This window comes from Streptomyces sp. NPDC048288, from assembly GCF_043201555.1.
Classification (GTDB): domain Bacteria; phylum Actinomycetota; class Actinomycetes; order Streptomycetales; family Streptomycetaceae; genus Streptomyces.
This window is the reverse complement of record NZ_JBICZD010000005.1, coordinates 483,357-502,578: the sequence shown is the minus strand read 5'-3', so window position 1 is coordinate 502,578 and position 19,222 is coordinate 483,357. Positions and strand designations below refer to the sequence as shown.

The window sequence follows — 19,222 nt, the reverse complement described above, 5'->3', positions numbered from 1 at the left end:
CGCGCCCGCCCCCCCGCCCCGGGGGGCCCGCGCCGGCGGGCGGCGCGCGCGGCCCCGCCCCCGGGCGTTCGGCGGCACGCCGATGCGGGCTCCGCACGTCACTTCTCAAGGCCGAACGCCCGGCGGAACTCCTTTCCACGCCGTAGCACCGGAGAAGGAGAATCCGCTACCGGCGCCGCCAGGGCAGGGCTTCGCGCTCGTCGCTGTCGGCGTCCATGCGCTGGAGGGCGGCGTTGATCGCCTCGCCGATCTCGGCGAACTGGGTCACCTGCTCCGGGGTGAGGGCGTCGAAGACGCCTCGGCGGACCGCCTCCACATGGCCGGGTGCCTCGCGCTCCAGGAGGCGTACGCCCTCCTCGGTGAGGACGGCGAGCTGATTGCGCCGGCTGGCGGGGTCCTCGCGGCGGTCGACGTACCCGGCCTCCTGGAGACGGGTCACGGCGTGCGTGAGGCGGCTTCGGGTGATCTTGAGGCGTTCGGCCAGCTCGGACATGGTGAGCGAGTGCTCCTTGACCGACGACAGGTTGGCCAGCAGGGTGTAGTCGGCGTGCGTCATCCCCGCGTCGCGGCGCAGCTGCCGGTTCAGGTGGTCGGACAGGTGCGTGGAGAACTGGACGTAGGCGAGCCACGCCCGTCGTTCCTCGGAGGTCAGCCAGCGGGGCGTCGTCGCGGTCATGACCCCACCCTAACGATTCACGTTTGAATGTTCACACCTTGACCGGGGGCCTGCTCATCCATGCCGTGGATGAGCCGGATACGGGATTCGGATCGCGTGGGGGATGGCGACCGGGCCGGCGAACGCCCCATAGTCGTCCGTACCCCGCACGTCGCTGTCCGGACCAGCCGCCGGTGCGCGGGTTCCTCCCCGCATGCCGCGCGCCTTCCGTGGCGTCCCCGACGGCATGCCCACTCCGCTCGTTCGCCGTCCCTGGAGTCGCCATGCCCGGTTCCGTGCCCCCGTCCCCCGTCGTGGCGGAAGACGCCGCCGCGTCACCCGTCGCCGTGTCGGGACCCGCGCATCTGCTGCGGGTGACCCTGCTGATGGCGGGCAGCTGTCTGCCGATCCTCGGCGCGGTGCTGATCGCGCCCGTGCTGCCGAAGATGCAGGACCACTTCGCGTCCGTGCCCGGCGCCAAGGCGCTGGTGCCGCTCGCGCTGACCGTGCCGGCGCTGGCGCTGGCGCTGCTGGCGCCGTTCGCCGGGGTGATCGTGGACCGGCTGGGCCGTAAGCGCCTGCTGGTCGTGGCGACCCTGTTGTACGCCGTGTTCGGTACCGCCCCACTGTATCTGGACTCCCTCGGCGCGATCATCGCCGGCCGCGCGCTGGTCGGTGTCGCCGAGGCCGCGATCATGACCTGCTGCACCACGCTGATCGGCGACTACTACTCCGGGCAGCGGCGGGTGAAGTACCTCGCCCTGCAGACCATGTGCGCCTCCGCCTCGGCCACCGTCTTCTTCGTGCTCGGCGGCGCGGCCGGGTCGGCCGGCTGGCGGGTGCCGTTCTGGGTGTACGCCGTGAGTCTCGTCCTCGCGCCGCTGATGGCCTCCGCGCTGCCCAGCCCGGCGACCGGCGGTACATCCGCGGCGGGCGGCTCCGCCGGGGGCCGACGCTCGTTCCCCTGGCGGCAGTTGGGCGGGATCTGCGTCCTGACCTTCTTCGGGGCGATGGTGTTCTACACCGTCCCGGTCGAGATGTCGTACCTGCTCGACGACCTCGGGGTGAAGAACTCCGGGGTGATCGGGCTGGCCACCGCGATCGCCAGTGCGGCCACGGTGGGCGGTGCGGTCACCTTCGCCCGGCTGAAGAGGTCCCCCGATCCGATGCTGCCCGCCGTGCTCGGCGTCTGCGCGGTCGGGTTCGGGGTGATGTTCCTCGCGGGGAGCGCTCCGTTGCTGGTCGTCGGGGCGGTCGTCAACTGTGTGGGTACGGGGATGCTGTTGCCGGCGCTGCTGACCAGCGCGATGTCGCGGCTGGCGTTCGAGGACCGGGGGCGGGGGACGGGGCTGTGGATGGCCGCGTTCTTCGGTGGGGAGTTCGTGTGTCCGCTGGTGCTGCTGGGAGGGGAATCGGGGGTCGGTTCGCTCGCCGGTGCTGTGGGGTTGCTCGGGGTGGCCTGTGCGGTGGTGGCGGGTGCGTTGTTCGTTGTGCGGAGGCGCGCGGGGGTGGTGGATTCCCGGCCGTTGCCTGAGCAGTTGGCGTAGGGCGGGAGGCGCCTATGGATGGGCCGCAGTCGTGTGTGTGGCGGCTGCGGCGCCGTGGGGGCTGATCGCGCAGTTCCCCGCGCCCCTAAAGGGGCGCTTTGGCTTGCGTCAGTGTGGCGCCGATCTCTGCTGCCTTCTTGCGGAGCCAGATGTGGGCGGCGTCCTGGGCGTGGACGGGGTGCCACCACATGGCTTCCTGGACGGGGACGGCCTCGAAGGGGCAGGGAAGGACGCGTACGGCGGCGGAGGGGGCGACCTTGCGGATGAGGCGTTCCTGGATCATCGCGACGCGGCGGGTGCCCTCGACCATGTACGGGAGCAGTTGGAAGGTCTGTACGGAGACCTCCACCCGGGGGCTGATGCCGAGCATGCTGAGCTGGCGGGCGGCGGGGGCGTCGTAGGGGCGCTGGTAGACCGCCCAGGGCAGTTGCGCCAGGTGGTCCAGGGTGAGGGAGGTGCCGACCTCGGGGTTGTCGTCGGCGACCATGCACAGCCAGCGGTCCTGGTGGAGGTCGACGGCGGGGAAGCCGTCGATGATGCCGTGCGGGAGCAGCAGTCCGTCGATGGTGCTCAGGGTGGTGGCGGGGTTCTCCTCGACGTTCGGCGGGGTGTGCCGGAAGGTGAGGCGGATGCCCGGTGCCTCGCGGTGCAGGGCGCGGGCGAGGGGGGCGCCGAAGACGGCCGCGCCGTAGTCGGAGGCGAGCAGGGTGAACTCGCGGGTCTCCGCCGCCGGGTCGAAGTCGGGCTGGCTGGAGAAGACGCGGTCCAGCAGGTCGCAGGCGGTGGCGCTGCGGTCGCGCAGGGAGGCGCCGAGCGGGGTCAGCTCGTAGGAGTTGCCGGCGCGGGCGAGCAGTTCGTCGTCGAAATGGCGGCGCAGCCGGGCCAGCGCCGCGCTCATGGCGGGCTGGCTCAGTCCGACGCGTTCGCCGGCGCGGGTGACGTTGCGTTCCTCCAGCAGCGCGCGCAGGGCGACGACCAGGTTGAGGTCGAGTCGGGAGAGGTTCACCGGGTACCGCCTAGCCAGTCGAGAGCCGAAGAGAGCCGTAGAGGGCCGTAGAGAGCCATCCATGTCGTGGATTCGGCACATCCACAGGATCTATTTCCGTGATCTGCCGATCAGGGCCACAGTAGACCGCAACCCCGCAGGAGGAAATCTGATGGCAACGCTCGCGCAACCTGCCGGCCCGTTCGCGCTCGGCACGTTCTCCGTCCCGGACCGGGAGCCGTTCCCCGGTCTGCTGGCCCGGGAACAGGTGCTCGACCTGGGCAGAGCGCTGGACTGGGCGCCGACCGGCCTGCGCGCCGTGGTGGAACGGTGGGAGGAGACCCTCCCCGTGCTGCACGCCCTCGCCGACGACGTGACCCTGGACTGGCGGCCGCTGGAGGGTCTGCGGGTGCACGCGCCGGTCGAGCCCCGGCAGATCTTCCAGTCCGGTGCCAACTACCGGCAGCACGTGATCGACCTGGAGGTCGCCCACCGCTCCCCCGACGACCCGCGCACGGTCGAGGAGGCCCGGGCGGAGATCGCCGCGGTGATGGACCGGCGGGCGGCCGAGGACCTGCCGTACGTCTTCGTCGGGCTGCCGACGACGATCGCCGGGCCGTACGACGATGTCGTGCTCCCCGAGTGGGCCGAGCAGCCGGACTGGGAGCTGGAGCTGGCGGCCGTCATCGCCCGGCCCGCCTACCGGGTGCCGGTCGAGGAGGCCCTGGAGTACGTCGCCGGGTACACGATCGCCAACGACCTCACCGACCGCGCGACCGTCTTCCGCCGGGACATGAAGGCCATCGGCACCGACTGGCTGCGCTGCAAGAACGCGCCCGGGTTCACCCCGCTCGGGCCGTGGCTGGTGCCGGCCGCCTCGATCGCCGACCCGGGTGATCTGCGGGTGACGCTGAAACTGAACGGCGACACCATGCAGGACGAGTCGACGAAGGACATGCTCTTCGGGGTCGCGCGGCTGGTGTCGTACATCTCGCGGACGGCCCGGCTGCTGCCCGGGGACCTGGTGCTGACGGGCAGCCCGGCCGGGAACGGCATCCACTGGGGGCGGCTGCTGCGGGACGGCGACGTGATGGAGGGGTCCGTGACCGGGCTCGGTGCGCAGCGCACCCGTTGCGTGAAGGAGTCGGCGTGAACCGGCAGGATCCCGAGGGCGCGATCGCCGAGGCCGCCAAGGCGTACTCGAACTGGGGGCGTTGGGGCGCGGACGACGTGCTCGGCACCCTGAACTTCCTGGACGAGGCCAAACGGCGCGAGGGGGCCGCGCTGGTGCGGCGGGGGGTCAGCTTCTCGCTGTCGCAGGCCTTCGACATGGACGGCCCGCAGAAGGGCTGGCGGCGCCGGACCAACCCGGTGCACACCATGCTGGACACCGGCACGGACGCGGCTCTCGGCAACCAGGGCTTCCCGCACGGCATCGGCGGCGCCGACGACGTGATCGCGATGCCGTTGCAGTGCTCCACCCAGTGGGACGGGCTCGGGCACATCTTCGACCACGGCAAGGCCTGGAACGGCCGGGACGCGGCGCGCACGGTCACCTCCGACGGCGACCTCGTCACCGGGATCGAGCACATGGCACCGTACGTCGCGGGGCGCGGGGTGCTGCTCGATGTGGGCCGAGTCGTGGGCACCGACGGGGAGTTGGCGGACGGGTTCGCCATCACCGAGGCGCATCTGACGGCGACCGCCGCGGCCCACGGGGTGACCGTCGGCCGCGGGGACATCGTCCTCGTCCGCACCGGGCGGCTCGCCCGGGCCCGGCGGGAGGGCTGGGGCGAGTACGCGGGCGGGCCCGCGCCGGGGCTGTCGTTCACCACCGCCGGGTGGCTGCACTCCACCGAGATCGCCGCGATCGCCACCGACACCTGGGGGTTCGAGGTGCGGCCGAACGAGTTCGAGAACGCCTTCCAGCCGCTGCACCAGGTCGCCATCCCCAACATGGGTCTGCTGATCGGCGAGATGTGGGACCTCGACGCGCTGGCCGAGGACTGCGCGGCCGACGGCGCGTACGCGTTCTGGCTGACCGCCGCTCCCCTGCCCATCACCGGGGCGGTGGGTTCGCCCGTCAACCCCATCGCCGTCAAGTAGCCCCGCACGGCCGCTGTCTCCCCCCCTCTTGCCCCCTGCCCCACGTCGGCGCGGGCCACAGAGCCGCATCCACGCCGCCCGAAGTCGCGCGGCCCAACCCCGGGAGGTATCCCCCGACATGGCTGACCGCCCCACCCCTACCGTCCTCGTCGTCGGCGGAGGCACCTCCGGCAACGCCCTGACGGTCCTGCTGCGCCGGGCCGGGATCGCCGTCGATCTCGTCGAGGCGAGCCCCGACTGGAAGGCCGCCGCCGGTTCCGGCATCACCCTGCAGGGCAACGCGCTGCGGGTGCTGCGCGAGGTCGGCGTCCTGGAGGACATCGAGAAGGACGGGTACGCCGCCAACGGGGTCGCCGTCCTCGCCCCCGACGGCACGGTGATCCACGCCCACGAGGAACTCCGCACCGGCGGCGACCAGTTGCCCGCCCACATCGGCATGCGGCGGCCCAAGCTCCAGCAGCACCTGATCGAACGCGTGCGTGCCTCGGGCGCCGACGTCCGGCTCGGCACCACCGCCACCGCGTTCGAGCAGGACGACCAGGGGGTCGACGTCACCTTCTCCGACGGCACGAGCCGCCGGTACGACCTGGTGGTCGGCGCCGACGGCCTGCACTCCGCGACCCGCCGGATGATCGGCGTCACCGACGAGCCAGAGCCCGTCGGCATGGGCATCTGGCGGGCGCCCGCACCCCGCCCGGCCGGCGTCTCCCGCACCGAGATGATCTACGGCGGGCGCTGTTTCATAGCCGGCTACTGCCCGACCGGCGAGGACACGGTCTACACCTACCTCGTCGAACCGGCCCGCGACCGCGCCACCATCGACCCGGCCTCGTACGCCGACGAGATGCGCGCGCTCAGCGAGGGCTACGGCGGCGCCTGGACGGAACTGCGCGAGGCGTTCACCGATCCCTCGGTCGTCAACTACACGTGGTTCGACCGGCACTTGGTGGAGGGGCCGTGGCACCGCGGCCGGGTGGTGCTGGTCGGCGACGCCGCGCACGCCTGCCCGCCCACCTTCGCCCAGGGCGCGGCGATGTCCCTGGAGGACGTCCTGGTCCTGGCCGAGCTGCTGACCGGCCTGGACGGCTGGGACGCCGAGTCCCTCGACCGGGCGCTCACCGGCTACCACGCCCGGCGGCTGCCCCGGGTGCGCCTGGTCGTCGACGCCTCCTGCCTGCTCACCGACTGGATGCTCGAAGGCCGGCGCGACGCGGACGTGCCCGGGCTGATGGGCCGTACCCTCACCGCTCTCAAGGAACTGCCGTGACCGAACCCCGGTCGGCACCGACCATCGACGTGCACGCTCATCTCCTGCTCCCGGACGTGGAGGACGCCGTCGCCGGGCAGCCGGGGCTGGCCGAGGCCCGCGCCCTGGACGCCCGCCGCAACGGGCCGGCCGCGCTGGCCGTGAACGGGCCGATGGTCGGGCAGCGGGTGCCCCGGCTGACGGATGTCGCCGTGCGGCTGGCCGCGATGGACGCGCAGGGCGTGGACGTACAGCTGGTCAGCCCGTCGCCGTCGCACTACCACTACTGGGCGGACGCACAACTGGCCGACCGTGTCTGCCGGTTGGCGAACGAGGGCACCGCCGGGCACTGCGCGAAGGCCCCCGACCGGCTGTACGGCCTCGGGCTGGTCCCGCTCCAGCACCCGGAGCTGGCGCCGGAGTTGCTGGACGACGCGCTGGCGCAGGGGCTGCGGGGTGTGGAGATCTCCTCGCACGCGCCCGGCCGTGAGCTGTCGGACCCGGCCTACGAGCCGTTCTGGGCCCGGGCGGAGGAGACGGGGGCGCTGGTCTTCCTGCACCCGTTCGGCTGCACGCTCGACGAGCGCCTGGACCGGTGGTACCTGTCCAACACGGTCGGCCAGCCCACCGAGAACGCCGTCGCCCTCTCGCACCTGATCTTCTCGGGTGTTCTGGACCGCCATCCGGGACTGAAGCTGATCGCCGCGCACGGCGGCGGCTATCTGCCGACCCACCTGGGCCGCTCCGACCACGCCTGGCGGGCCCGCCCCGACGCCCGGGACTGCGCGCGGGAGCCGAGCGGCTACCTGAAGCAGCTGTACTTCGACTCCCTCGTCCACGACCCGCACGTACTGCGGGAGTTGGTGCGGGTCGCGGGCGCGGACCGGGTGCTGCTCGGCTCCGACTTCCCCTTCGACATGGGCACCGAGGACCCGCTGGGCGCGCTGCGGGCGGCCGGCCTGCCCGACCCCGACTTCCACGCCGTCCGCGGCGCCACCGCCGCCGTACTCCTGAACCTCTTCTGAGGAGGAACCCCCATGAGCAACCGTCTGCTCACCCACCTCCGGCACGTCGACCTCGCCGTGCCCGACTACGACAGGCAGCTGGACTTCTACGCCGGCGTCTGGGGTCTCACCAAGGTCGCCGAGGACTCGGGCATCTCCTTCCTGGCCGCCGAGGGATCCCCCGAGCAGTACGTCGTCCGGCTGCGCAGGGCCGACGAGAAGCGGCTCGACCTGGTGTCCTACGGCGCCGCCTCCACCGCGGACGTCGACACCCTCGCCGAGCAACTCCTCGCGGGCGGTGTGCGGTTGATCTCTCAGCCGGGCAAGGTCGACACCCCCGGGGGCGGTTACGGCTTCCGGTTCTTCGACGTGGACGGCCGCACCATCGAGGTCTCCGCGGACGTCGGGGTACGGCAGCACCGCAGGATCGAGGAGAAGGAGTCGATCCCGGTCAAGCTGTCGCACGTCGTGCTCAACTCGCCGGACCTGGACCGGACCCGCGCCTGGTACGAGGAGTACCTCGGCTTCCGGCTCTCCGACACCCTGAGCTCGCCGCACATGGGCGAGGTCATGCACTTCATGCGGATCTCCGACCAGCACCACTCGATGGCGCTCGCGAAGGGCCCGCACACCTCGCTGCACCACGTGTCCTTCGAGATGCGCGGCATCGACGAGTACATGCGCGGCTCCGGCCGGGTGATCCGGGCCGGCTTCAAGAAGGTCTGGGGCCCGGGCCGGCACATGGCCGGCGACAACACCTTCACCTACTTCCTCGACCCGCACGGCAACACGGTCGAGTACACGACCGAGCTGGAACTCCTCGACGAGGACACCTGGCACCCGAGCGTCTACGACTTCTCCAAGCCTGAGGTCACCGACCAGTGGGGCACCGCGAACCCGATGAACGAGCTGGTCGCCAAGGAGTCGTTCAACGACGTCGACCGCGGTGTCTTCGTGGCCCCGCCGGTCTGACCTCCCCGAGTTCCGGGGGCGCGGCGATCCCCTGTCACCGCCCTGACCGCCCGCCGCGCCACCGGGTCCGCGCCACCCGCTCTCCCGACGACAGGACCTCCCATGCGTTTCGCCACGTACGAGTACCGATCCCGACGCCAGGTGGCCGTCGTCGACTCCGACGGCACGCTGTATCCGCTCCCCGGTGTCAGCTCGCTGGCCGCGCTCCTCGGGGCGTGCGGAGGGCTGCCCGAACTCCTGGACGCGGGCGCGGCGACGCTCGACGTCCCGGCCGGGCCGCACGTGTCGGAGGTACGGCTGCTCCCGCCGCTGGAACCGCCCACCGTGCGGGACTTTGTGACGTTCGAGGAGCATGTCGAGGGCGTACGGCGGTCCGTCGACGGCAACGCGGGCGTGCCGGAGCAGTGGTACGCGGCACCGACCTTCTACTTCACCAACCCCTACGCGGTGTACGGCCCGCACGACGACATCCCCGTGCCGCCCGGTTCGCGGGTGCTGGACTTCGAGCTCGAGGTCGCCGCGGTGATCGGCAGGGAGGGCCGCGACCTCACTCCGGAGCGGGCCCGGGAGCACATCGTCGGCTACACGGTCTTCAACGACTGGTCGGCCCGCGATCTGCAGTCCGCCGAGATGAAGGTGAACCTCGGCCCCTGCAAGGGCAAGGACACCGCCACCACGCTGGGCCCGTACCTGGTCACCGCCGACGAGTTCGAGAAGTACCGGGACCCGGACGGCTTCCTGCGGCTCGCGCTCACCGCCTCGGTCAACGGGGTAGTGGTCGGCGAGGACCTGCTGTCCAACATGAGCTGGACCTTCGAGGAGATGGTCGCCTACGCCTCGCGCGGCACCTGGGTGCGCCCCGGCGACGTACTCGGCTCGGGCACCTGCGGCAACGGCGGCTGCCTGGCCGAGCTGTGGGGGGTACGGGGCAGGCAGGACCCGCCACCGCTGCAACCCGGCGACACCGTCACCCTCACCGTCGAAGGCATCGGCACCCTCTCCAACACCGTGGTCGCCGGACCCGACCCGCTCCCCCTGCCGACCGCCCGGCACCGCACCCGGGAACGGCCGTGACCCGTCCGTCCTGCCGGCGGGCCGGTGTCACCCCCGACGTACCCCATGCCCATGGTGGACTGCGGTTTCGGGGTGACTCCTGTGCTCCATGTGACGGTGCGCGGGAGCCGCTGGTGGTGGGGTTCCCGCGCATCGCGTCCGGGTGGGGCGGTCAGGCGCCGACGTACTGGGCGAGGTGCTCGGCGGTGAGGGTGGCGCGGGCGGCGACGAGGTCGGCCGGGGTGCCCTCGAAGACGATCCGGCCGCCGTCGTGGCCGGCGCCGGGGCCGAGGTCGATGATCCAGTCGGCGTGGGCCATGACCGCCTGGTGGTGCTCGACGACGATGACCGACTTGCCGGAGTCGACCAACCGGTCGAGCAGGCCGAGGAGTTGCTCGACGTCGGCGAGGTGCAGACCGGCGGTCGGCTCGTCGAGGACGTAGACGCCGCCCTTGTCGGCCATGTGCGTGGCCAGCTTGAGGCGCTGGCGCTCGCCGCCGGAGAGGGTGGTGAGGGGCTGACCGATGGTGAGGTAGCCGAGGCCGACGTCGGTGAGCCGCTGGAGGATGCGGTGGGCGGCCGGGATGTGCGCCTCGCCCGCGGCGAAGAACTCCTCGGCCTCGGCCACCGGCATCGCCAGTACCTCGCTGATGTCGCGGCCGCCGAGGCGGTATTCGAGGACGGACGCCTCGAACCGCTTCCCGTCGCACTCCTCGCAGGTGGTGGCGACGCCGGCCATCATCGCCAGGTCGGTGTAGATCACGCCGGCACCGTTGCAGGTGGGGCAGGCGCCCTCGGAGTTGGAGCTGAACAGGGCGGGCTTGACGCCGTTCTCCTTGGCGAAGGCCTTGCGGATCGGTTCGAGCAGTCCGGTGTACGTGGCCGGGTTGCTGCGCCGGGAGCCGCGGATGGCGCCCTGGTCGACGGAGATCACCCCGGCGCCGGCCGGGATCGAGCCGTGCACCAGGGAGCTCTTGCCGGAGCCCGCGACGCCGGTCACGACGGCCAGGACGCCGAGCGGGATGTCGACGTCGACACCCTGGAGGTTGTGGGTGGCCGCGCCCCGGATCTCCAGCGCTCCGCTGGGCTTGCGGACGGTCTCCTTGAGGGCGGCCCGGTCGTCGAAGTGGCGGCCGGTGATGGTGCCGCCCTTGCGCAGCCCTTCGACGGTGCCCTCGAAGCAGACGGTGCCGCCGCCCGCGCCGGCGCCGGGACCGAGGTCAACGATGTGGTCGGCGATCGCGATGACCTCCGGCTTGTGCTCCACGACGAGGACCGTGTTGCCCTTGTCGCGCAGCCGCAGCAGGAGGCCGTTCATGCGCTGGATGTCGTGCGGGTGCAGGCCGGTGGTGGGCTCGTCGAAGACATAGGTGACGTCGGTGAGCGAGGAGCCGAGGTGGCGGATCATCTTGGTGCGCTGCGCCTCGCCGCCGGACAGGGTACCGGCGGGGCGGTCGAGGGAGAGGTAGCCGAGGCCGATCTCCACGAACGAGTCGAGGGTGTGCCGGAGCGTCTCCAGGAGGGGCGCCACCGAGGGCTCGTCCAGGCCCGTGACCCAGGCGGCCAGGTCGCTGATCTGCATCGCGCAGGCGTCGGCGATGCTGATCCCGTCGATCTTCGAGGAGCGGGCGCCCTCGCTGAGGCGGGTGCCGTCGCAGTCGGGGCAGGTGGCGAAGGTGACCGCCCGCTCCACGAACTCGCGGATGTGCGGCTGCATCGACTCCTTGTCCTTGGAGAGCATCGACTTCTGGATGCGCGGGATCAGACCCTCGTAGGTCATGTTGATCCCGGCGATCTTCATCCGGGTCGGCTCGCGGTACAGGAAGTCCTGCAGCTCCTTCTTCGTGAACCTGCTGACCGGCTTGTCCGGGTCGAAGAAGCCGGACTCGGCGTAGAGGCGGGAGTTCCAGCCGCCGCCCTTGTAGCCGGGGACGGTGATCGCGCCCTCGTTGAGGGACAGGTTCTCGTCGTAGAGCTGGGCGAGATCGAGGTCGGTGACGGCGCCACGGCCCTCGCAGCGCGGGCACATGCCGCCGGTGATGCTGAAGCTGCGGCGTTCCTTGACCTTCTGCCCGGCGCGTTCGACGGTGACGGCGCCCGCCCCGCTGATGGAGGCGATGTTGAAGGAGAACGCCTTCGGCGAGCCGATGTGCGGCTTGCCGAGGCGGCTGAAGAGGATCCGCAGCAGGGCGTTGGCGTCGGTGGCGGTGCCGACGGTGGAGCGGGGGTCGCCGCCCATCCGCTGCTGGTCGACGATGATCGCGGTGGTGAGGCCGTCGAGGACGTCGACCTCGGGACGGGCCAGGTTCGGCATGAAGCCCTGGACGAAGGCGGGATAGGTCTCGTTGATCAGCCGCTGGGACTCGGCGGCGATGGTGTCGAACACCAGGGAGCTCTTGCCCGAGCCGGAGACGCCGGTGAAGACGGTCAGCCGGCGCTTCGGGATCTCGATGCTGACGTCCTTGAGGTTGTTCTCGCGCGCGCCGTGCACGCGGATCAGGCCGTGGCTGTCGGCCACATGCGGCTCGGACGTCTGCGTCCCGGTCTTTCTGGCCATGCTCAAACCCACTCCAAACGCTGCGCGAGGCCTCCGTCGATGGCCGCCACGCTAGCCGGGCAGCAGCGGCAACGCTTCTCCATTCCTGACGGAATCGCCCACAGGCACGACGCGCCCGCCCGGCCGGAGGTGGCTAGGCTGGCCCTGCCGGGAAAGGGGCGGTGCCATGGATACCGAGTCCCTGATCAGGGCCGCGATCGAGGAGCACTGGCGGGCGTCGGAACGCGGGGACATCGCCGCCGAGCATGCCGTCTACGCCGCCGACGCGATCCTGGACTATCCGCAGTCGGGCGAGCGTTTCCGGGGCCGCGAGACGATCGCGGCGCAACGCGGTGGGCACCCTGCCGACCGGCACTTCACCGTGCTGCGCATCACCGGCCACGCACAGGTGTGGGTGAGCGAATGCGTGATCACGTACGACGGCGAGCCGTCGTACTCGGTGAGCGTCATGGAGTTCGCCGGCCGGCAGGTGGTGCACGAGACGCAGTACTTCGCCGGCCCCTTCGGCGCACCCGCGTGGCGAGCAGCGCTCGCCGAGCCGATGCCGGGGCGCACCATCGCCGAAGCCTGACCTCCGGCTCCGCCCCGCCCCGGAGCCGACGACCTGGTCGCTCTACGGCGTCCGCTCAGCCGAACCACCGGGTGAGGGCCGTTTCGAGCGGACCGCCGTCGGTCGTGGACCAGGCGACGTACCCGTCGGGCCTGATCAGCAGCGCCTCGGCGCCCGCCACGTCCTCGTCGGTCTTCGCCGCGACGTGCTCGACCCGGTCGGACCGGTAGCCCACGCACCGCTGCCTGCCGTCGAGCGAGAGCAGCAGGCCCCGGCCGGAGTGCATCAACCGGCTCACCCGGGTCGGGCCGGACCCGGTGGTCAGCTCCAGGTCGATCATCCGGGGGCGACACCGAGGTACCGGGTGTCGAGGCCGGACATCATGCCCGAGAGGTAGCGGTTGGTGTCGGGCAGGCGCGGCAGTTCGGTCGTGAGGGTGCGGATCGCCGCGCCACCTCGACCTCAAGAACGACTTCTACGCGCGGGTCAAAGCGCGCGGGCAGACGCCGCACTCCGAGATCCACCTGCGCCAACAAATCGTCAAAGTCAAGGAACTCCGCCCCAAGGACACAGCGGTGCTGTCTCAGTCCAGCTCCCCCGTTCGCGTACTGCCAACCCAACCACACCCAAACCAGACACTCTGAGTCGGTCCGGCTCTGCCGGACCACTCCCCGGGAGCTCAGGGCCGCTTGCTTTCGGATTCTCAGCGCCGGACGGCAGACTTCGCGAGCACGGCCAGGAGGATGAGCGTTCGACCGGTGCGGCGTACCAAGCGACCTCGTCGAGGCACTGAACTCCTCGGACAGCGGCAAACACCCTATCTTTGTGGCATGGGTTGGCGTCGGCAGCAAGGCGGGGCGACGTGAGTCGCGTCGAAACCGGTTATCCCGAGCGGCAGCTCGACGATGCTGTCGAGAAGCTGCGCACCGGGCAGGGCGCGTCGGCCCTGGTGAGTGCCGAGAACGGACTTCAGGGCTGGCTGGAGCGTTTCGAGGGCCATGACCCGTTCACGGTGGACATGGCGAGAGCACTGTCACAGCACGCTGAGGTGCTGCACCGCTGGGGCGATCCCGACCTCGCGGTGGGCGCCGCGGACTTGGCGATCCGCACCTTCCTCAACCGGCGTGACGAGATCAACGGAACTGTCGACGCACGCAGTAGGTATGTACCCGCCTTCATCAAGTCTGGACTGATCGCCGCTGACATCCACCAACGGTTCGGCCGGTCCAGCATCGCAGCAGACGCCCGAGGCTTGGTCCGGGATGCCCGCCCCCACATGCCGTCAGTCAGTATCGAGGCACCCGTACCGCTGCTGGCCGACATGACGCTGGCCCGAGCGCTGAAGCAGGTCGCACCGGAAGGTGATCAACGGGCGGGCGCGTCGAGCCGGAAGTTCGCCAATGCGGTGACTGCCCCAGCCACCGACTGTTCTCTTGTCACGTCATCCCTGCGGTGCAGAAGTGACGACGCTCCAGTGGTCGCCGGCATGTTCGCGGCTGCCGCAACGGCGACATGGGAAAGCGAGCCTGCCGCAAGCCTGCGACTGGGCCTGGAAGCCCACGTTCTCTACGCGCACCAGGCCGAGCGGCAGTTGCCCGAACTGTGCCGCAACATGGGCGAGCACGGCCCGTCCTGGGCACGTGTCCTCCTCGCCTGTTCCCAGATCACTGCGCGTCACGGTCTGCGTGAGCTCACGCTTGACCTCTCCTCTTGGATTGCCAGTACTGTGGCCGCGCTGATCCCGTTCGCCGTGACTGATCTGGAAACCCGCTCGGTGGCGCACGATTGCAGCTCCTGGCGCATCAAGCTGATGACGGCCGCCGGTGACAGAAAGGGCGCGGCTGATGCCCGCAAAGCGCTGAGAAAGCTGGATGCCATGCCCTGAGCGGCGCCTTCAGGAAACATTGTTGAAAACCAAAACCGCGCCGGTCCTTCGGCGTATGACGCCCGCACTCAGCGGTAAGACGTCGCACTGGGGACATGACCCGTCTCGGACGTTGGAGTGCCATCAACGAACGGCGAACCAAGTGACAAGTAGCTCTTTGCAGCCGAGGTCCCCTTAGAGGGCATCTGGTCCCTTTTGCGGCGCGGCCCCCTGGCCAGCGTCGCATTCACCGACGACGAACACCTTGAACAAACTCTCCGCCGCGGCCTGCGTCATATCCAGCTACGGCCCGACCTCATCGACGGCTGCCTTGCGGGCACCGGACTGCCCCTCACGCATCTCCCGACAACAATCCGAGGAGGTCAGTACTCTGCCGGAATGGAGAGCGTCGATGGGTCGCCCGCCGTCGGCGTGGGGCAATGAACGGCTTCGCGGGGCACGTGTGGGTCCTCGCCCTCGTCGCGGCGGTCTGCGCGCTGATCGCGGTCCATCTGCTGGCCGTACGCAGGACCGCCGGTTCCTCTCTCACGGGAGCCGTCGTGCTCACGCTGGCCGTCGCCGCGATCCCCGCCCTTCGCGGTGAACCGCCGCACTACGTGACGGGGGTCGCGCTGACGGCCGGTGGGGTGGCGGCGGTGGTCTGGGCGAAGGGCCGCTCCCGCCGGCACCGTTCGGCCCGCCGGTCCGCGCGGGCGGACTACGAGGCCGGCACGGCGGCGGTCCCGCTGTTCGCGGCGCTGGCGGAACGGGACCGGCTGGCGGCGGAGCTGCACGACGTGGCCGCGCATCGGCTGACCGGGATCGTGGTGGCCGCGGGCGCCGCGCTCAGGCTCGCCGACCGGGAACGGACCGGTGACGCGCTGCGCCACGCCGACGAGGCGGGCCGGGAGGCCGTCCGCGAACTGGAGCGCCTCACCGGGCTGGACGCGACCGCGGCCGGCTTCGCCGAGGTCGACGCGCTGGCCGCCGCGCACTTGGTGGACTACCGGCGCACGGTCGGCAAGGCACCGGCGGGCAGTACGGAAGCGGCGTACCGGGTCGTGCGGGAGGCGTTGACCAACGCGGCCCGGTACGCCGAGGGCGCGGCAGTGCGCGTCCGGATCGAGCCGGCGGACGACCAGGACAAGCCCGTACAGGCCGGCGGCGATCACCTGTTCGTCGTCACGGTCACGGACGACGGCGGTACGACCGCCGAGCCGGGCCTGGGGACCGGGCGCGGTCTCGCGGGGCTGGCGACCACGGTCACCGCGGCGGGCGGGACGTTCCGCGCCGGACCTCATGGTGAGGGAGCGGGCTGGAGCGTGCGGGCCTCGCTGCCTGCGGCGACGGTTCTTCCCCTGCGCCGGTGGCCCCTGTGGCGTGGGACGGCCGCGCTCGACTACGCGCTGGTGGCCCTGGCGATCGCGCTGTCGCTCGGTGCGAGCCTGCTGTCGGCCGACGTACCGGCTCCATTCGGCACTGTGCTGCCCGCGCTGGTGACCGTGGTGCTGTCGGGCCTGCACGCCGTGCCGCTGGCCTGGCGCTCACGAGCTCCCGGCCGAGCGCTCGCGGCGGTGCTGTCGGCGCTGCTGCTGTGGTGGGCCTGCGACCGGGCGGGCTGGACCCAGCCGCCGGTGAGCGACATCTTCCTGGTGTACGGGTGGGTCGAGCTGACGCTCGTCCACAGCGTCGGGGTGCGCCTGCCGTGGCGCCGGGGCCTGTGCGCGCCGCTCGCCGTGGCCGCCGTGGGCGGGCTCGCGCTGGCGAGCGGCAGCGGCATCACCGGCGGCCGTACGGCGGCCTGGGCCGTACTGGCGGGCGTGCTGGCCCTCCCCGCCCTCGCCGTCTGGTCATGGGGGCGCCGGACCGCTCGGCGGCATGAGCGGCTGCGGGCCGCGGACACCCGGCGGCGGGTCCTGCTCGACGGGGACGCCGACGCGGCGGCGTCCGCGCAACGTCTGCTGTTCGCCACCGGGCTGCGGGACACGGCGCTCCGGCACGCGCGGGCGGTCGTCGCCGCGGCGGAGGAGGGGGACCTGCGGGCCGTGCGGGAAGAGGCTCGCGCCGGACTGACCGCGCTGCGGGACCTGCTGTCCGGGCTGCGCGCCGGGGACGACGCGGACGACGCCCTTCCGCCCACCGTCTCCGGGATCACCGCGCTGGCCGCGCGCCACGGCGCCGTCGTCCGGTACGTCGGAGCACGCCGTCCGCTGCCCGCCGCCGTGGAGGTCTTCGCGTACCGGACCGCCTCCGCGCTCATGGCCGTGGGCGTCACTCTCACCGTGCGCACGCTCCCCGACGGCGTGGAGGTCTCCGGCCCGGCACCCGCCGTTCCCGCGGTGGAGCGGCGACTGCGCGCCCTCGCGGACGCCGCCGGCGGTACCCTCTCGAGGACCGACCGCGGTGCGGTACGCGTGTGGCTGCCGGAGGCGTTCCCATGGCGATCAGAGTGACCGTCGCGGACGACCAGGCCGTCGTGCGGGCCGGGATCGCGGCGATCCTCGACGCCGAACCCGACCTGTGCGTCGTGGGGCAGGCGGCGGACGGCGACACGGCCGTCGAACTCGCGCTGTCGGCGCGGCCGGACGTCGCGCTGATGGATATCCGCATGCCGGGGATCGGCGGGCTCGCGGCGACCGCCGCGATCACCCAACGCAGCTCCGCGACCCGTGTTCTGGTGCTCACCACCTTCGGCCTCGACGACTACCTGTTCGCCGCGCTGCGCGCCGGGGCCGCCGGTTTCCTGCTCAAGGACACCGAGCCGGAGCGGGTGATCGACGCGGTACGGGTGGTCCACGGGGGCGCCGCGCTGCTCGATCCGGCGGTGACCCGCAAGCTGATAGACCGGTTCGCGGACGGTCCCGGTCCGCTCGATGCGGCCCGGCTCGACCTGCTCACCCCGCGCGAGACGGAGGTGCTGCGGCAGGTCGCGCGAGGGTTGTCCAACGCGGAGATCTCGGCGGTGCTGGGGGTGAGTCCGCCCACCGTGAAGGACCATGTCTCCGTAATCCTCGGCAAACTCGGCGTACGCGACCGGGTGCAGGCGACGATCGCCGCGTACGAGACGGGGCTGATCCGGCCCGGTGGCGGGCCGTGAGGTGAATCGGCACCCCGCCGTGAGGGGGGTGACACCCCGCCGCAAGGCGGCCCCCGCACGCGGCGGGACCGTCCCTGAGCCGGACGGATCGCCCGCGTCGACTTCCTAGTCTCGAAGGCATGTCACGCATACTTCTCCGCCGTGTCGCCGGCGGGGTCCTGCTGTTCCTCGCGCTCTTGCTGACCCCTGCCGTGGCGGTGGCCGGTTTCCTCGCCGCGGCATTCGTCACCGCGAGCGTGCCGGCCCTGGTCATCATCGGCCTCCTCTGCGGCGCCCTGGCCGGCGGGCTGCTGGGCCGGGCGGCGTTCGCCCTGTTCGGCCTCGCCCGCCGCCCGGCCCTGCGGGCGTCCGCGTTCCTCACGGTCGGCCTGACCGCGGCCGTCGCCGTCCTCGCCGCCGTCACCGTCCTCCATCCGATGCCCACCACGACGGCCGCCCCCGCCCCGCCCGGCGTGCGGTTCTGGGATCTGCCGACCGGTTCACACATCGCCTACGTCCACGCCCCCGCCGCAGGCAAGGCCAGACCGACCCCGGTGATCTTCCTGCACGGCGGTCCGGGCACCCCCGGCGAAGGCGTCCCCACCGGGGGCCGTGAACTCGCGGCGGACGGCTTCGACGTCTACTCCTACGACCAGCTCGGCGCCGGCCGCTCCACCCGGCTGCGGGACGTCACCGGATACACCGTCGCCCGCCAGGTCGCCGACCTGGAAGCGATCCGGCGCACACTCGGCGCCGACCGGATCATCCTGGTCGGCCAGTCCTGGGGCGGATCGCTCACCGCCCAGTACCTGGCCGCCCATGGCGAGCATGTCGCCAAAGCCGTCTTCACCTCTCCGGGCGCGCTGTGGGGCCGTCAATACCCCGGCCACAAAGCCGGGGAACCCTGGAGCCGCCTCTCCCCCGCACAGACGGCACGGCTCGACCGGCTGAACAGCGCACCCCGCATCATCGCGGCGAGCCTGCTCCTCCAGATCAACCCGGGCGCGGCGCACGCACTGGTCGGCGACCGTGAGGTCGACCACTGGATGCACGAAGTCGCCCTCCAGGGAAAGGACAGCACCTCGTGCAAGGGCGCGGCGCCCGCCACGGCGCACGACAACCCTCAGGGCTTCTACAGCAACCAGATGACCGTCAGGGACTTCGAGCAGCTTCCCGACCCCCGGCCCCGTCTGCGCACCCTGCGCGTCCCCTCTCTGATCATGCGAGGGGAGTGCGACTTCATCAAGCCCGCCGTGACCGCCGAGTACCAACACACACTCGCAGGCTCCGAGTTGGTGACCGTCAAGGGCGCCGGACACTCCATCTCAGGCGAACAGCCCGGCCGCTACACCGCACTGCTGCGGGCCTTCCTCCTGGACGAACCGCTACCGACGGGCACCGGCTGAGTCCGGAACGGGCGGTCGAGTCGCAGGGAGCGTCGTGCCGGTCGTCGGCGTCTCCAGTCACCAGGACCTACCGGGGTCCTGGCGACCGAAGCGGTCGTCCGGTGTTCAGCCGAGGAAGACCTGGATCTCCCCGGAAGCCGTGGATGAGGATGGTGGTTGGAGCTCACCGAGTGCCGCCGCCCACCAAACCCACGAGCAGAG

General features: G+C 71.6%; 16 protein-coding genes and 1 pseudogene. 13 read left to right on the top strand and 4 right to left on the bottom strand.

All coding sequences use genetic code 11. From position 1 onward, the window contains the following. Positions 1 to 166: 166 nt before the first annotated feature. Positions 167 to 676 carry a MarR family winged helix-turn-helix transcriptional regulator gene (locus ACGFZS_RS21015; RefSeq protein ID WP_393796381.1) on the bottom strand — a complete coding sequence of 170 codons (510 nt, stop codon included), beginning with the start codon at positions 674 to 676 and terminating at the stop codon, positions 167 to 169. A 263-nt stretch (positions 677 to 939) separates the two neighbouring features. On the opposite strand from ACGFZS_RS21015, the gene ACGFZS_RS21010 reads away from it, so the two are divergent. Beyond that, entirely contained in the window at positions 940 to 2,202 is a 1,263-nt protein-coding gene (locus ACGFZS_RS21010; RefSeq protein WP_393796380.1) for an MFS transporter, read from the top strand. A gap of 85 nt (positions 2,203 to 2,287) precedes the next feature. Here ACGFZS_RS21010 and ACGFZS_RS21005 read toward each other — a convergent pair whose 3' ends face one another. Then, positions 2,288 to 3,208 carry a LysR family transcriptional regulator gene (locus ACGFZS_RS21005; protein WP_393796379.1) on the bottom strand — a complete coding sequence of 307 codons (921 nt, stop codon included), beginning with the start codon at positions 3,206 to 3,208 and terminating at the stop codon, positions 2,288 to 2,290. Between the two features lie 151 nt (positions 3,209 to 3,359). Between ACGFZS_RS21005 and ACGFZS_RS21000 the strand changes: the two genes are divergently transcribed. The 6 genes from ACGFZS_RS21000 to ACGFZS_RS20975 all read left to right on the top strand — a co-directional run bounded on the left by ACGFZS_RS21000 (position 3,360) and on the right by ACGFZS_RS20975 (position 9,589). Further along, positions 3,360 to 4,340, top strand: coding sequence for a fumarylacetoacetate hydrolase family protein (locus tag ACGFZS_RS21000; protein WP_393796378.1), 981 nt, complete (start codon positions 3,360 to 3,362; stop codon positions 4,338 to 4,340). Continuing rightward, positions 4,337 to 5,293 (top strand): cyclase family protein, encoded by a 957-nt coding sequence (locus ACGFZS_RS20995; protein WP_393796377.1) that lies wholly within the window; start codon positions 4,337 to 4,339, stop codon positions 5,291 to 5,293. The genes ACGFZS_RS21000 and ACGFZS_RS20995 overlap by 4 nt, the downstream gene beginning before the upstream one ends. Before the next feature lie 118 nt (positions 5,294 to 5,411). Then, on the top strand, positions 5,412 to 6,560 hold the full coding sequence (locus tag ACGFZS_RS20990) for an FAD-dependent oxidoreductase (protein ID WP_393796376.1): 1,149 nt from the start codon (positions 5,412 to 5,414) through the stop codon (positions 6,558 to 6,560). Continuing rightward, positions 6,557 to 7,564, top strand: coding sequence for an amidohydrolase family protein (locus tag ACGFZS_RS20985; RefSeq protein ID WP_393796375.1), 1,008 nt, complete (start codon positions 6,557 to 6,559; stop codon positions 7,562 to 7,564). The genes ACGFZS_RS20990 and ACGFZS_RS20985 overlap by 4 nt, the downstream gene beginning before the upstream one ends. 12 nt (positions 7,565 to 7,576) lie before the next feature. Next, entirely contained in the window at positions 7,577 to 8,515 is a 939-nt protein-coding gene (locus tag ACGFZS_RS20980; RefSeq protein WP_393796374.1) for a VOC family protein, read from the top strand. Positions 8,516 to 8,617: 102 nt separating this feature from the next. Then, positions 8,618 to 9,589, top strand: coding sequence for a fumarylacetoacetate hydrolase family protein (locus ACGFZS_RS20975; protein WP_393796373.1), 972 nt, complete (start codon positions 8,618 to 8,620; stop codon positions 9,587 to 9,589). 151 nt (positions 9,590 to 9,740) lie between these two features. On the opposite strand, the gene ACGFZS_RS20970 is transcribed toward ACGFZS_RS20975, so the two are convergent. Next, a complete protein-coding gene (locus ACGFZS_RS20970; protein ID WP_393796372.1) occupies positions 9,741 to 12,125 on the bottom strand; it encodes an ATP-binding cassette domain-containing protein in 2,385 nt (794 codons plus the stop codon). 166 nt (positions 12,126 to 12,291) lie between these two features. Here ACGFZS_RS20970 and ACGFZS_RS20965 point away from each other — a divergent pair, with 166 nt between their 5' ends. Beyond that, on the top strand, positions 12,292 to 12,696 hold the full coding sequence (locus ACGFZS_RS20965; protein WP_393796371.1) for a nuclear transport factor 2 family protein: 405 nt from the start codon (positions 12,292 to 12,294) through the stop codon (positions 12,694 to 12,696). Positions 12,697 to 12,751: 55 nt separating this feature from the next. Here the strand turns inward: ACGFZS_RS20965 and ACGFZS_RS20960 are convergent, their stop codons facing one another. After that, positions 12,752 to 13,015: a hypothetical protein gene (locus ACGFZS_RS20960; protein ID WP_393796370.1), complete on the bottom strand. Its 264-nt coding sequence runs from the start codon at positions 13,013 to 13,015 to the stop codon at positions 12,752 to 12,754. Positions 13,016 to 13,537: 522 nt separating this feature from the next. Here ACGFZS_RS20960 and ACGFZS_RS20955 point away from each other — a divergent pair. The 5 genes and pseudogenes from ACGFZS_RS20955 (at position 13,538) to ACGFZS_RS20935 (ending at position 19,021) form a co-directional block, all read left to right on the top strand. Then, a complete protein-coding gene (locus ACGFZS_RS20955; RefSeq protein WP_393796369.1) occupies positions 13,538 to 14,560 on the top strand; it encodes a hypothetical protein in 1,023 nt (340 codons plus the stop codon). 171 nt (positions 14,561 to 14,731) lie between these two features. Further along, positions 14,732 to 14,983: pseudogene (locus ACGFZS_RS20950) on the top strand (hypothetical protein); the annotation flags it as partial. After that, on the top strand, positions 14,980 to 16,992 hold the full coding sequence (locus tag ACGFZS_RS20945) for a histidine kinase (protein WP_393796368.1): 2,013 nt from the start codon (positions 14,980 to 14,982) through the stop codon (positions 16,990 to 16,992). The pseudogene ACGFZS_RS20950 and the gene ACGFZS_RS20945, both read left to right, overlap by 4 nt. Further along, positions 16,977 to 17,636, top strand: a complete 660-nt coding sequence (locus ACGFZS_RS20940) for a response regulator (RefSeq protein WP_393796367.1) — start codon at positions 16,977 to 16,979, stop codon at positions 17,634 to 17,636. Before ACGFZS_RS20945 ends, ACGFZS_RS20940 begins: the two co-directional genes overlap by 16 nt. A 119-nt stretch (positions 17,637 to 17,755) precedes the next feature. Further along, complete coding sequence (locus ACGFZS_RS20935) at positions 17,756 to 19,021, top strand: alpha/beta fold hydrolase (RefSeq protein WP_393796366.1); 1,266 nt, start codon at positions 17,756 to 17,758, stop codon at positions 19,019 to 19,021. Positions 19,022 to 19,222 lie beyond the last annotated feature (201 nt).

Coding starts and splice junctions, on each gene's coding strand:
- ACGFZS_RS21015 (WP_393796381.1), bottom strand. CDS start 676: ATGACCGCGACGACGCCCCGCTGGCTGACCTCCGAGGAACGACGGGCG.
- ACGFZS_RS21010 (WP_393796380.1), top strand. CDS start 940: ATGCCCGGTTCCGTGCCCCCGTCCCCCGTCGTGGCGGAAGACGCCGCC.
- ACGFZS_RS21000 (WP_393796378.1), top strand. CDS start 3,360: ATGGCAACGCTCGCGCAACCTGCCGGCCCGTTCGCGCTCGGCACGTTC.
- ACGFZS_RS20990 (WP_393796376.1), top strand. CDS start 5,412: ATGGCTGACCGCCCCACCCCTACCGTCCTCGTCGTCGGCGGAGGCACC.
- ACGFZS_RS20980 (WP_393796374.1), top strand. CDS start 7,577: ATGAGCAACCGTCTGCTCACCCACCTCCGGCACGTCGACCTCGCCGTG.
- ACGFZS_RS20975 (WP_393796373.1), top strand. CDS start 8,618: ATGCGTTTCGCCACGTACGAGTACCGATCCCGACGCCAGGTGGCCGTC.
- ACGFZS_RS20970 (WP_393796372.1), bottom strand. CDS start 12,125: ATGGCCAGAAAGACCGGGACGCAGACGTCCGAGCCGCATGTGGCCGAC.
- ACGFZS_RS20965 (WP_393796371.1), top strand. CDS start 12,292: ATGGATACCGAGTCCCTGATCAGGGCCGCGATCGAGGAGCACTGGCGG.
- ACGFZS_RS20960 (WP_393796370.1), bottom strand. CDS start 13,015: ATGATCGACCTGGAGCTGACCACCGGGTCCGGCCCGACCCGGGTGAGC.
- ACGFZS_RS20945 (WP_393796368.1), top strand. CDS start 14,980: ATGAACGGCTTCGCGGGGCACGTGTGGGTCCTCGCCCTCGTCGCGGCG.
- ACGFZS_RS20940 (WP_393796367.1), top strand. CDS start 16,977: ATGGCGATCAGAGTGACCGTCGCGGACGACCAGGCCGTCGTGCGGGCC.
- ACGFZS_RS20935 (WP_393796366.1), top strand. CDS start 17,756: ATGTCACGCATACTTCTCCGCCGTGTCGCCGGCGGGGTCCTGCTGTTC.